This is a genomic window from Peribacillus sp. NJ11 (genome assembly GCF_030348405.1).
Classification (GTDB): domain Bacteria; phylum Bacillota; class Bacilli; order Bacillales; family DSM-1321; genus Peribacillus.
Genome location: NZ_JAUCFO010000001.1, coordinates 201,532 through 215,760, shown reverse-complemented (window position 1 = coordinate 215,760; position 14,229 = coordinate 201,532). Strand labels below are relative to the sequence as shown.

At 39.4% G+C, this 14,229-nt stretch carries 11 protein-coding genes; 10 read left to right on the top strand and 1 reads right to left on the bottom strand.

The features are described from left to right. Position 1: 1 nt before the first annotated feature. Positions 2-211 (bottom strand): hypothetical protein, encoded by a 210-nt coding sequence (locus QUF86_RS01045; RefSeq protein WP_289333359.1) that lies wholly within the window; start codon positions 209-211, stop codon positions 2-4. Between the two features lie 116 nt (positions 212-327). Between QUF86_RS01045 and QUF86_RS01040 the strand changes: the two genes are divergently transcribed. From QUF86_RS01040 to QUF86_RS00995, 10 genes are all read left to right on the top strand, one after another. Further along, entirely contained in the window at positions 328-507 is a 180-nt protein-coding gene (locus tag QUF86_RS01040) for a hypothetical protein (RefSeq protein ID WP_289317778.1), read from the top strand. A 481-nt stretch (positions 508-988) separates the two neighbouring features. Then, on the top strand, positions 989-2,158 hold the full coding sequence (yhbH, locus tag QUF86_RS01035; protein ID WP_289333358.1) for a sporulation protein YhbH: 1,170 nt from the start codon (positions 989-991) through the stop codon (positions 2,156-2,158). A gap of 517 nt (positions 2,159-2,675) precedes the next feature. Further along, entirely contained in the window at positions 2,676-3,440 is a 765-nt protein-coding gene (locus QUF86_RS01030; protein WP_289317776.1) for an IclR family transcriptional regulator, read from the top strand. 17 nt (positions 3,441-3,457) lie between these two features. After that, on the top strand, positions 3,458-4,411 hold the full coding sequence (locus QUF86_RS01025) for a sugar kinase (RefSeq protein WP_289333357.1): 954 nt from the start codon (positions 3,458-3,460) through the stop codon (positions 4,409-4,411). 23 nt (positions 4,412-4,434) lie between these two features. Then, entirely contained in the window at positions 4,435-5,061 is a 627-nt protein-coding gene (locus tag QUF86_RS01020) for a bifunctional 4-hydroxy-2-oxoglutarate aldolase/2-dehydro-3-deoxy-phosphogluconate aldolase (protein ID WP_289333355.1), read from the top strand. A gap of 33 nt (positions 5,062-5,094) precedes the next feature. Beyond that, the gene (gene dgoD, locus QUF86_RS01015; protein ID WP_289317773.1) at positions 5,095-6,243 is read left to right on the top strand and encodes a galactonate dehydratase; all 1,149 of its coding nucleotides are present in this window, start codon (positions 5,095-5,097) and stop codon (positions 6,241-6,243) included. 19 nt (positions 6,244-6,262) lie between these two features. After that, positions 6,263-6,805, top strand: coding sequence for a hypothetical protein (locus QUF86_RS01010; RefSeq protein ID WP_289333354.1), 543 nt, complete (start codon positions 6,263-6,265; stop codon positions 6,803-6,805). Positions 6,806-8,279: 1,474 nt separating this feature from the next. Further along, the gene (locus tag QUF86_RS01005) at positions 8,280-11,492 is read left to right on the top strand and encodes a toxin Cry1Ac domain D-VI-related protein (protein ID WP_289333353.1); all 3,213 of its coding nucleotides are present in this window, start codon (positions 8,280-8,282) and stop codon (positions 11,490-11,492) included. A 192-nt stretch (positions 11,493-11,684) separates the two neighbouring features. Beyond that, entirely contained in the window at positions 11,685-12,206 is a 522-nt protein-coding gene (locus QUF86_RS01000; protein ID WP_289333352.1) for a DUF4352 domain-containing protein, read from the top strand. 635 nt (positions 12,207-12,841) lie between these two features. Next, positions 12,842-14,197: a nucleotide sugar dehydrogenase gene (locus QUF86_RS00995; RefSeq protein ID WP_289333350.1), complete on the top strand. Its 1,356-nt coding sequence runs from the start codon at positions 12,842-12,844 to the stop codon at positions 14,195-14,197. Positions 14,198-14,229 lie beyond the last annotated feature (32 nt).

The following is a 14,229-nucleotide window of genomic DNA, read 5'->3' as shown; positions in this document are numbered from 1 at the left end:
TCTATTTAGTTACATTCAAACCGTACTGTTCAATAAGTGTGATAAGTTGGGCAGGTGAAAGTTTTTCTTCGCTATGATCAATTTTAATTTCCCCATCATCAACATCAATGATCGCACGTTCCACACCTTCCGTTTTTAAAAGTATGGACTCTAGATTTAATATCGGCCCTTCTGATGTTGCTTCCTTTACATAAAGAGTAGTTGTTTGCATATTTCTTGCACCTCCTTAGATTGCTCATAATGTCTTATCTATACCCCATCTTCCCATCAGATATGTTACGTTTTGGATCTGGAAATATTGGGTATCAATAAGTAGAGGTGATAAAAATGAGTAAAGAAGAATTGAAAAAGGAGCATGTTCCGGAAAATAGCTCCATGGCCAAGGATTATGAAGAAATGAAAGAACTTGGGAAGCAGATGGAAAATCAAAGGACGAATGAAGAATTGAAAAAGTGGGATAAACGCCCAGGTACAGTTCAACATGAAATAGAGGAAGATAAAGATTGACGAATACCACAACCAGAATCAATCTATCTATATAAAAGGGGTGCCCAGAAAATTACTGGAGCACCCTTTTGTTGTTTTTCATTGCTTTTTTTGAAATGTACTTTTATGTCTCTGCTTTGCAGATTATGTACCTTAGCCAATCCAAAAAATGAAGCATATAAGAAACCGAACAGACTGAAAAACATCAGGTCTGTTCGGTTTGATGAAATACCTATTTTGCAGTAACGTTTAGAAAAAATCTTAAAAGGGCCTCTAATGTACATGTCATGACTTGTCTAGTTCGTAGGCAAACATCCATTTTGAATTTTGTTGTAAATTATCCTGCACCGCTGCATAAGATAGAGTAATACTTTTCTTTTAATCCGTTTTTTCGTACAGTATTTTTTCATTGGAAAACCGGAATGATGTGGGCTTTCTCACACTAATTTATTATATGAAGGAATGATGAAAAGCGTGCAAACATTTTTAAGGGGGGAAGAGAATGTCGGAAGAGAATAATCAACAATATGTTATCTCACAGGAAAATTGGACCCTCCATCGGAAAGGCTATGATGATCAACAACGCCATCAGGAAAAGGTGCAGGAAGCCATCAGGAATAATTTACCTGATTTAATTTCAGAAGAAAGCATCGTAATGTCCAATGGCCGGGATGTTATCAAGATTCCCATTCGCTCCTTGGATGAATACAAAATTCGTTATAACTATGATAAAAACAAACATGTAGGGCAAGGCGATGGAGACAGTAAAGTGGGGGATGTGGTTGCAAGGGATGGCTCGCCGTCCGACGCCGGTTCCGGAAAGGGCCAAGGTGCAGGTGACAAGGCTGGTGAGGATTATTATGAAGCCGAAGTGTCAATGATGGAATTGGAGGAAGCCCTGTTCAGCCAATTGGAACTGCCTAATCTCCAGAAGAAAGAACAGGCTGAGCATACGCTTGAACATATCGAATTCAACGATATCCGCAAGACAGGCTTAATGGGAAATATCGATAAAAAGAAAACGATGATATCTGCTTTTAAACGGAACGCTTTAAGCGGGGACCCGGGTTTCCACCCTATTTATAAGGAAGATTTTAAATTCAAAACCTGGAATGAGATCCAGAAACCTGATTCCAAAGCAGTTGTGCTGGCAATGATGGATACATCCGGTAGTATGGGATTATGGGAAAAATATATGGCTCGAAGCTTTTTCTTTTGGATGAACCGTTTCTTGCGGACAAAATATGAAACGGTAGAAATCGAGTTCATTGCCCATCATACCGAAGCGAAAGTGGTTCCGGAAGAGGATTTCTTTTCAAAAGGGGAAAGCGGCGGTACGATTTGTTCGTCCGTATACCGAAAAGCATTAGAACTTATTGATCATAAATATGACCCTGCGAAGTTTAATATCTATCCGTTTCACTTTTCGGACGGTGATAACCTCACATCTGACAACGTCCGATGCGTTAAGCTTGTTGAAGAACTCATGAAGGTTTCCAATATGTTCGGGTATGGTGAAGTCAATCAATATAATCGTCATTCGACATTGATGACAGCGTATAAGAATATCGATAATGAAAAATTCAGGTACTTTATCCTTAAGCAAAAGGCTGACGTTTTCCACGCAATGAAGAGCTTTTTTAAAGACGAGGAAAGTAAGAAGTATGCATGAAAAAGGAAACGTGGAGAGTTTTTTTAAATCAATATAGTTGAAGGTAAAAAGGCGTGCGATTTACATTGTGCGTCTTTTTTTCAAAATATTCGGTTTCCTTCAGTATCAGAGATATACTGATTAAGATTCATAAATTAGAATTACATATAAAAAGGCCATTGCTCAACAGGAGCAATGGCTTTTTCAAATCCACTATACATAGATCATTCGTTTCTTCATTTCAACAGCACGCTGTCCAAACGCTTTCCAAAGTTCTTCATCATGTTGGTAATAAGTAGAACGTTCAACTGGGTAGGATCCTTACAAATAATACGAAGCCCATTTTCAGGAAACTCCCTGGTAAACCAACAATGATACCAACCCTCAAGGGCGATATAACCTTAATTGGAAAATGCAAAAAAACCAAATAATTACTGAATTGGTTGGCATTTGTTTTTCAATATGATAGTATGAAAATACATATCACATATAAGATTTAAAATCATATATGTGATTTAGTGAAAGAGGTGAACAACAGATGTCAGTTAAATCGGCAGAACGCGTTTTGAGAGTTTTTGAATTATTAAGCCAGTATCGAGATGGTTTAACGATTAAGGAAATAAGCGAGAAGTTATCATTTCCACAGAGCAGTACATCTGGTCTGATTGGTACGTTATTTAAGGAAGGTTATCTTTCTCTGGATTCTTTTAACCAATATAAGTTAGGACCAAAGTTGATCCAAATTGGAAGCGCTGCATTGGAGTCGTTAGATATCTCCAAACAGGCGTTACCTTATTTAAAAAGGTTGATGGAGGATGTACAAGAGACTGTATTTATGGCGTTATTGTCGGAGAAGGACTTGGTGTATGTGGCGAAGATTGATAACAATCGTTCCATTCGAACCACTGCACAGCCGGGAAATCATAAACCATTATATTGTACAGGACTTGGAAAGGCCTTTTTGGCATTTATGAACGAACAACAAAAAAATCAAATTCTGGACAGCACGGAATTACTTCCTATTACGGGTCACACGATTACCGATAGACAAGAGTTGGAACAGCAGCTTGATATCTTTAAGCAGTTGGGTCATTCCATCGATGATGAGGAAAATGAAGAAGGGTTATTTTGTATGGCGGCTCCGATATATGGAGCGGATAATTCCATTCAAGCAGCGATCAGTGTGGCAGGACCTAAAGAAAGAATGATCAAACAAAGGGAAACGATTGTAGAAAAATTGTTGCTCACTTCAAAAGAAGTGTCCACCAGTATTGGCTACAAGGTAGGTCAAGGTCAACCTTAATGGAAGGAGGGACAGGTATGGATGTTGTAAGTTTAGGAGAAACGATGATCTTATTTTCTCCTGAAGAAACGGGTCAATTAAGATATAACCGAAACTATTCTTCCAGGGTAGCCGGGGCAGAAACCAATACACTGATCGGCCTGGCGAAGCTTGGTTATCAAACAGGCTGGATGAGCAGAGTTGGTAAGGACGAACTTGGAAAAAGAATCATTGCAAGTGTGCGTGGTGAAGGAGTGGATACTTCTTTTGTAAAAGAAGATGAAAGCGCTACCACCGGGCTGTTTTTAAAAGAACGAACAACTGTCGATAGCTCAAATGTTTTCTATTACCGAAAATTTTCAGCTGCCAGTAAAATGACTCCTGCTGATATGGAAGAAAGCTACATTGCGAAAGCGAAGATCTTATATATTACAGGCATTACCCCGGCGCTTAGTGATTCATGCAAAGAAACCGTCTTTCATGCGATCGAGATTGCTAGAAAAAATGGAGTGAAAATCGTTTTTGATCCAAACATACGAAAAACGTTACTAGATGAAAAAATAGGAAAAGACATGTTATTGGAAATAGTCGCGAAGGCTGATATCATCTTACCCGGTATTTCGGAAGGTGACTATTTATTTCAAACAAAGGATTGTAAGCAAATCGCGGCAGAATGTAAGCACTTAGGAGCGGAAATGGTGGTCGTGAAGCTTGGTGAAAAAGGAGCTTACTATTCAACCCCCAAAGATTCTGGTTATGTGGAGGCCTACCCGGTCAAAACTGTGCTCGACCCGATTGGGGCGGGAGATGGTTTTGCTGCCGGTGTACTGTCGGGCTTACTGGATGAACGGTCCATTCAAGAGGCGGTGAAAAGAGGCTGTGCCATCGGAGCAATCGTCACAACGGTCAGCGGGGATATCGAGGGTCTTCCAGATAAAGAAGCACTGGAAGAATATATGAACCGTATTGACAAAGATGACGTCATCCGCTAAACAGCAAGAAGGAGGGTTAAAAGATGAATGCGCTTTCGACTATTTTTGAACACAAGGTTATTTCCATTGTCCGTGGCTCAAAGCCTGGGGATACGGTGAAAATTGCAGGAGCTTTAAGAAACGGTGGCGTTAAATTAATAGAAATCACGCTGAATTCTCCCAACGCCTTACATTCGATCGAACTCGTTTCGGAAGCGTTTGGCGAAGAAATGGTGGTTGGTGCCGGTACAGTACTGGACCAGGAAACGGCACGGGCAGCGATCCTTGCTGGTGCGAAGTTTATCTTATCCCCAACGGTTAATTTGGAAACGATCAAAATGACCAAACGATATGGGGCAGTGAGTATTCCCGGTGCCTTTACACCAACAGAGATCTTAACGGCTTATGAAAACGGTGGCGATATCATCAAAGTATTCCCAGCAAGCATCGGCCCGGGTTATATAAAAGATATTCTTGGTCCTTTATCACATATCCCACTGTTGCCAACAGGAGGCGTTACGTTAGAAAATATCGCTGAATTCCAAAAAGTTGGAGCGGTCGGCTTCGGAATTGGAAGCGCGCTGGCCGACACAAAGCATGAAGTCAACGAGAAATACTTAGAGGACTTAACCCGTAAAGCAGAAGCATTTGTCTCAGCCATTCGTTCTTAAAAAAACTATAAAACTTTTAAGGAGAGATTCACTATGAAAATCACAAGCTATGAATTATTCCAAGTACCACCACGCTGGTTATTTTTAAAAATCGAAACAGATGAAGGAATCGTTGGTTGGGGAGAACCGGTAATTGAAGGTAGAGCCGCAACGGTAAAATCCGCTGTTGATGAATTAATGGAAAACCTTATTGGAAAAGACCCGCGTAATATTGAAGATCATTGGAATGTGATGTACAGAGCAGGCTTCTATCGTGGCGGTCCTATCTTAATGAGCGCAATCTCAGGAATTGATCAAGCACTTTGGGATATTAAAGGGAAATATCATAATGCACCGGTCCATCAACTTCTTGGAGGAAAAGCAAGGGAATCGATTAAAGTTTATTCATGGATCGGCGGGGATCGTCCGACAGATGTCGGCGAAGCTGCCAGGGAAGTTGTTTCTAAAGGATTTACAGCAGTGAAAATGAATGGTACCGAGGAACTGCAATATGTGGATTCCTATGAAAAAATTGATCAAGTGTTAGCTCGGGTTTCAGCTGTACGTGAGGCAGTGGGACCATATGTAGGAATTGGTATTGATTTTCATGGAAGAGTGCATAAGCCAATGGCAAAAATTCTTGCAAAAGAATTGGAAGTTTTCAGACCGATGTTCATTGAAGAGCCTGTATTACCGGAAAATAATGAATCATTGCGTGAAATCGCCAATCATACCGCGATCCCGATTGCGACAGGTGAAAGAATGTTCTCCAAGTGGGATTTCAAAAAGTTATTGACTGACGGATATGCCGATATCATCCAACCCGACTTATCACATGCTGGTGGAATTACCGAATGTAAGAAAATCATATCCATGGCGGAGGCTTTCGATGTGGCAGCTGCTCCTCACTGTCCATTGGGACCGATAGCATTAGCTGCCTGCTTGCAAGTCGATGCTACTTGTCATAACGCATTTATCCAGGAACAAAGTCTAGGTATTCATTATAACCAAGGTAGTGATTTGCTAGATTACATCGTGGATAACCAAGTATTCAAATATGAGGATGGGTTTGTAAAAATTCCGGACGGAGTCGGTCTGGGTATTGAGATTAACGAAGATCACGTAAGAAAAATGGCTGAGATTGGTCATAACTGGAGAAATCCGGTTTGGAGACACAAAGACGGAAGTGTAGCAGAGTGGTAAAAGGTCTGCGGTCCTTTTGGTGGAAGAAATAACTCAAGCGAATCTGATTCTTACTAATAGTCTTGATAAGGAGATCCTTGCTCAGTCCAAGAAGGGCAGTCAAGTCATCTTCTTCGCGGAAGAGGGGGATGGTGTAAAGAATAAAGCCCATTATTCCTTTCGTCAGCTGGATATTGGGGAAAGCTGGGCCCGTGCTTCTTCAATGAATTATGTGGACACTGCTTGGTTAGGAGGGTTACCGATCCAACCTGAAATCGGATGGGAATTCGAACGATTAATTCCGGATTATGTGATTCCTTTCAAGGATTACAAAAAGGTGCAGACCGTGAACATGTTTGGCAATCCCTTGCTTTCGGAGAGTGTAGATATCATTTCTGGTTACTTCCAAGGATGGCTCGGGCAAAATGGCGGCTCCGTTATCAAACAAGACATGGGCGAAGGGTCGATCATAACGGTTACCTGGAAACTTGTCAGTCATATCGAGCATAACCCGATCGCTCTATTAATCTTGAATCGACTTATTGAGAAAATGTGTGGGAAAACACAAGGTTTCAAGCAGTAAGAGTGTCAGGTGATTGATAGGAATTAGCAATCCATTCCATTTTGGATTGCTGATTTTTTTGTTCGTGAGGGGTGCTGCGCTTTCCCTTTAGTGGAGGTGGATGGCGGGGTCTGGTGAAAATTTCGTTCATGCCACTTCGTTCCAATCCTTCTTCACCTGCCATGATGATTTCTTACGGGAGGAATAATATAAAAAATGATTTATCTCATTTCATTTTTGAAACGATATGATTTTGTAAATATTATAAAATGAAATAGCAGTGAGGGCCACTTCCCCAAACCCCCATTGTAAAAAGAAGGCCCAATTCTCTGAGCGTATCCATAATATTGTGCCTGGATAAACACTCAGGCTGCCTGTTCCCTTTGTTGCAAGGGGCAGGCTGTTTTTAATTTCTCCTGAATTTATAATATTTTTTTTGATCCTTTTAATACATGCAGATTGAATATTAGGTGGTCCGTTCCCCAGAAGCTATTAGACCTTATTTGCGATTCCCTCTCTTCCTTTTTATATCCCCATGCCATGCCAATTCATTCAAAACTTAGTGCTTCTGTGAGAAAAGAAAAATCAGAAGCTCCAATCTGCACCCACATTTTCAAAATCTATAATCAACACAGCAAGGTTCCATAAATGAAAAATGAACTGCATCTCTTTTCTGAACGAATATTTTTACTTTATGAAATACCGCCACTCACCTATTTGTATATAATGATGCCAGAATATAAATCTAGATAATATCAACATCATGATAAAGGAGAAAGATGATGTCGAAGCAATTTAACTTTTTTTTACTATGGGTATCACAAACTTGGTCCACCCTATTGAAATACAGGATCTATTTTATTCAAGCCGTTTTAGTCCTATTTTTGATGTATCTTTTATTAAATGAACAAGAAATAAATACGCTGAAAATCACCCTCATTTTAATTACGTCACTATTCTTTCTTAAAAGTGCCCATACAAAAAAGGGGTGAATAAAAGTAAAAGTGGTATGTAAGAGGAATACGGGGGAAAGGCCTATGGGCGTGTACCAAGTGCGCTGGATGATATATATGTTCATGTATGCAGACGGAACGTTATGAAAATGAGATACAAGATAAATAGAAGAAACTCTTCAGGGAATGAAAATAATAACCAAATAGGATAAATCCTTTCAAGGGAAAATGTGATAAGAGGGAACCAATGGTTTCTCTTATCACATTTTTAGTTATGTAACCATAAGAATTGTATCCCATAAAAGTAGCTTTGGATTTTATGTTATTTAAACGCTGGATTTGATAAGAAGATATTCTTTTATAAAATGCAGGATCACACCATCACCTTAAATGAAAATAATCACATTAAAATTGACGTTTAATGCCCTAATATGGTTCCTAAAATGATTTTTAATGGGTCATTATTGGAACGAAGTGCTTCTCAAAAAAAAGTAATATAAATCTTGTGACAAAAATTAATATTCCTAGGAGGAACATTTCAAGTGAAGAAAAGTAAAATGTTAAGACCTATTAACGTTATGACAACATCATTTCTATTAGCAAGTTCTCTATTAATGCCAAGTGCAGGATTTGCGGAAGAACTATCCACACCAAAGAATAAGGATATTTCGAATGCACAAACATCCGAGGTGAAAACTCAAGAAGCGCGTACACAAACAACTGAAACACAAACACCGAGTAAAGCCGTTACAAAAATGACAGCAAACGAAACAGTCGTCAACAACTTTCAGGAGTTAAAGGTTGCTTTAGAGGCAGATAACGGAATAACGACGATTCATCTAGGTAGAGATATAGACATAAGCGGAGCGATTAAAATTCACCCGGCAAAATCAAAAATCGTGATTGATGGAAATCACCATACAGTTACGGAGACAGGAGCGACAGGAGCATCAGGTGGTATCTATGCCAACGGAAATATATTAAGCAGTGTCCATGTTAAGAACCTGTACATTTCTGGAAAGAACTATTATGGTTTCATTACAATACATGATGTAACAAAAAATGTAGAGCAAATATTCGAAAATGTAAATTACAATGGACCTCAATTAATCTGGAACCGTTACGGGAACGCAATTCTCAAAGGAATAAACGACATTTATATTCAGGATAATGCAGTACCAGGCTCATCAATAACCCACGAGATGGCAGAAACCGGAAGTGTAGAAATTGATGGTGAAACTCAAATTAGCCATAATAGTGGCCATGCTCTTATTTGGTCGATTGCAAAAGAACCTCAATTTAAGATCGCACAAAATGCGAATGTGAAAATTAATACACGTAATAGCGGATATGGAATATTTTATGCAACAGGCGGTGATGGAGATTTTTCCATTGGAACTAATGCAAAGGTAGAATTTGATGGGAAAAAAGGGGTTACCGGCTCTGGAATGTTGAAGTCATTTAACGTGGATGCCGGTGCAGATGTACAGATGAATAGATCGGGTACGGATTCATACCCAATGATCTCCCTTTATGGGCCAGCACAGATCAATAATCAAGCGAAACTCCATGTAACTACAGAAGACGGTCACGCTTTGGAAGTGGAAAATAAACCATCCACAATTGATTTTAATAACCCAAACAATGTTGTATTGTCCTCAATTAAGAAACAAGCGATAAATAATTTAAGTACCTCCCTAACGATGAGTATGGATACTAGTATGGCGAAGTTTTGGACAAGTGCGACAGGCGATCCTACAAATAGCTATGTGGGCAAATCCGGTGGCAATCTTACTTGGAAAGCTATGTATCGTTATAACGTAGCTCAATCAATTAGTAGTAGTAATCCAGAGAATTTCATTATTGAATTTACTAAAACAAAAAAAATTGAATTAGGAAAAAATGATGGCGGGCAAGCAGAAAAGGACCTAGCAGATGCGAAGAATAAAGTAGAAGATCTGTTCACGGACGATAAGTTCGACACATTAAAAGGAACAACTGATCAAGGGGCGATTGACAAAGCCCAAGAAGCGGTAAATAAGCTTCCGGAAGGTGCAGAAAAAGACCGTTTGCAAGATTTACTGAACAATGCAAAAGATTTATTGAACAAAAAAGAACAAGCAGAAAAAGACCTAGCAAATGCGAAGAACAAAGTGGAAGATCTTTTCACGGACGATAAGTTCGATACATTGAAAGGAACGACTGATCAAGGGGCGATTGACAAAGCCCAAGAAGCGGTAAATAAGCTTCCTGAAGGTGCAGAAAAAGGCCGTCTGCAAGATTTACTGAACAATGCGAAAGATTTATTGAACAAAAAAGAACAAGCAGAAAAGGACCTAGCCAATGCGAAGAACAAAGTGGAAGATCTTTTCACGGACGATAAGTTCGATACATTGAAAGGAACGACTGATCAAGGGGCGATTGATGAAGCAAAAGATGCGGTCAGCAAATTACCAGCCGGCCCTGAAAAAGAGCGCCTGGAAGATTTACTGAACAAAGCCCAAGATCTATTGAATAAGAAAGAACAAGCAGAAAATGACCTATCCGATGCGAAGAACAAAGTGGAAGACCTATTCACGGATGACAAGTTAGACACATTGAAAGGAAGTACAGATCAAGGAGCGATTGATGAAGCAAAAGATGCGGTCAGCAAATTACCAGCCGGTCCTGAAAAAGAGCGCCTGGAAGATTTACTGAACAAAGCCCAAGATCTATTGAATAAGAAAGGACAAGCAGAAAAAGACTTGAACGATGCGAAGAATAAAGTGGAAGGTTTGTTCACGGATGATAAATTCGACACATTGAAAGACACAACGGATCAAGCAGCGATTGACGAAGCACAAAAAGCGGTTGACAAATTACCAGCTGGCCCGGAAAAAGATCGACTTCAAGATTTAGTAACCAAAGCAGAAGAATTATTGAATAAAGATATAACGCCTCCTGCAGCACCTAAAATGAACTCTGTTAATACAGCAAGCAAAGAGCTAACAGGAACTGGTGAGCCGGATACTAAAGTGACCGTCACCATTAATGGGAAAACATATACCGGGGTTGTGGGTCCAGATGGGAAATTCAAGATTGCGATTCCAAATCAACCAGTCAATGCGGTTATCACTGTTACCCTTACCGACGCGGCAGGAAATGTCAGCGGAAGTTCATCTGTTAAGGTAGTACAGTTTATGCCGAGTGAACCTGTTAAGCTCAATACTGTGTACCCAAATGCAGAGGTTATAACAGGAACTGCACCTGAAGGGGCAACAATCGTACGCTTACTTGTAAATGGCGAACCTCTACGTACCGCGCCTGTCAATGAAGATGGAACTTTCAGTATATACAGTAAGTACGTAGGAGTGGACGAGAATGGAAATAATAAAACCCTACAAGTAGGTGATATCGTAACGGTTGACTACGGTATACGGACTCCCCAAAACCTACAAGCTAATACTACGGTAGTCAAGGAAGTTGAGAAACTGCAGGTGAATCCAGTTGCTCCTAATGCCGATTATGTTACGGGTAAGGCACCTGAAGGAACTCAAAATATTCGTTTGATAGTGAATGGAATAGCGCAGAGAACAGTGTCCCATACTCAGACTGGGGCCGGATTTATTAATCCAGATGGAAGTTACCAATTTTACAGCCGGTTTATCGTCGATGAAATCGGAAATAGCCGGAGGCTGCATACAGGAGATATCATTGAGGTTGACTATGGGGCACTAGTAGTAGGAGGAGAGGTAGCAAAAACGATAGTCAAATAATCCATGTCAATAAGCCTCCATATGGAAGAGGGTCTTTCTTACATGTTTGAAAAGCCCCTCGTGTATGATGTGTTTTCGTTTCAAACTAAAAAGGATCCTATTTGTAAAGAAGAGAGTGAGAAATATATGGATAAAATATAGAAGAATCTCTCTGTTATAAAAGGATTTTGATATTTTTCAAGGGGTGACATTATGCTATTAAAGAGAAGATTCAGAAGTTTTGGGATCTGTATATTAACACTAAGTATATTTTTGACAGGCTGCATGTCAGGAGAAAAGGAATCTAAGGATGAACCGAAAGTAATGCAAAAGCAAACGAACTCTTCCACTAAGGACGAAACAGGACAAGAGAAAGCCGTATCTGGCGTCAACATTCGGATTGAAAAGGCTTTGAAGCTTGAACATCCAGATCAAAAAGGAAAAGAAGTTTTACAGATACAGCTGAAGGCAACTAATAAAACGGCAGAAGAACGATTTGTAGACGTTTTTGAAATGTCGGTATGGAATAAAGAAAATAAAAAACTAAGTATCTATCCGGGCGATAATTTGGGGACACAACTGTCACCTGGCAAAAGTGTTAAAGGAAATGGGTACTATGTGATAGAAGGTAAGGGACCGTTTAAGGTGCAGTATGAAAATACTGACACTAAAGATAAGCAGGAATGGATCATTAACCAAGTGACTGACATGACAGCTGATGCTCCTGAAAAGTAGGAAGTGTTATTATAAGCCTGGCTAAAATATTTGAATTCCCCCGAGTAATGGCACCGTGATAAAGGCCAATTAATCGGGGAATTTTTGTATTTCCTTAAACGATCAAGAGAATGGAGTAGTGAAAGTTTTTGATTGTTTCCTATCTGCTTGCTTGTTAATATATTTTCATTTTTTTGGAAGGGCATGCCTATTCTAAATGTAGAAGTGTACTCGGCTAAAATGCGTGTTGGCAAAGGCAGGCTACTCTTAATCTTTTCGCATAACCCTGCTGTTGGTATGAGTTTATATATCATGCCAAAAACATGGTTATTCAGGTTATAAAGGGTAGATGAATCAAAAACAGAACGATTCATTCGAAATCTGGAACTAGGATTAAAAGTAAATATGATAATTTATTAATGCTAACGAAAAATATAATGGGAAACGAAACTTACAAAACGAATGTTCAAGAATTTCTAGTATGTGTATCGACCATAAAATAAATTGGTTGTATCTGGTCGGTTTTGCTGACTTATATCTTTAATATTAGAAGTTTGCCAGTTTATTCGGTGTAATGGTTTGGTTCGTGAATGGACATTATGGCGTGTTAGTTTTAATAAATCGTTAAGTTATAAATGAAATGGAGGAGTTGAATCATGATAACTGCGATAACTCATGAAAGAAAACAACAAATATATAATGCTCAATACTCGCACAAATCTAATCTGCAGAGAGAATTAAAGAACAAGACGGCTAAAGTCGGAGTGATTGGATTGGGGTATGTTGGTCTTCCAACAGCTTGTCATTATGCAGCTGAAGGATATAAGGTGACTGGATTCGATGTCTCCGAGTCAAAAGTGGAAAGTTTAAATAGCGGAATTAATTATATCAATGATGTAGATAATGACGAGCTTAACGAATTGATACACCAAAAGCGATTTACTGCGACAACGGATATGAAGCAGGTTGGAGAGATGGATGTTCTTTTGATTTGTGTCCCGACCCCTGTCAATAATTTGAAAGAACCTGATATCTCGTATGTGAAAGGTGTAGGACAAGTTGTAGCTGAACATGTGAAGGAAGGAACAATGGTTATTTTAGAAAGTACAACATATCCAGGAACGACAGAAGAATATATCTGTACACCATTAACAGATAGAGGATATGTGATTGGGGATAACCTTTTTGTAGCTTATTCGCCTGAAAGAATTGATCCAGGAAATAAGAAATTCAACTTAAGCAACACCCCAAAGGTTGTCGGGGGGATAACGGAAAACTGTACAGAATTGGCATGCATGTTTATCGGAAAGAACGCCCATCGTGTTAAAGGGATCCGCGTTGCAGAATTAAGCAAAATCTTTGAAAACACATTCCGGTGGATTAACATGGCTTTGGTCAATGAATTGACAGTTCTGTGCAAAGAATTGGAAATTGATATATGGGACACGATCAATGCAGCTTCCTCGAAACCATACGGGTTTATGAAATTCACCCCAGGTATTGGTGTAGGGGGACACTGTATACCGGTCGATCCCTACTACTTGCTCTATAAAGCAAAAGAACATGGTCATCGAACAAAAATGATTGAATTGGCAGGGGATATTAATGACGGGATGGTTCACTATTCATATAACCGCATACTTGAGCTGCTTGCAGCCAAAGACAAGCTTATGAAACACTCACATGTTGTGGTTTTAGGTGCTTCATATAAAAGTGATATTGGTGATTTAAGGGAAAGCCCGGTCGTTCGCTTACTTGAAAGGTTACAAAATAAAGTCCAGAATCTAACTGTCATCGAACCCTATGCAAAGGAAATCCGGATCAATGATCAAATTCAACCGGTGGCAAAATACGATGCTGCCATTATTCAAAGAGCCGATATTGTTGTCATTGGAACACCACACAATTGTTTTGACTGGAAAAGTGTCCATGATAATGCGTCGTTAATATTCGATTCCAAAAATGTGATGGAGGAAAATGGTCTGCTGTCCGATAAGGTTGCAAAATTATAGGCATCAAAAAAATATGTGAACAAACGAAAAAG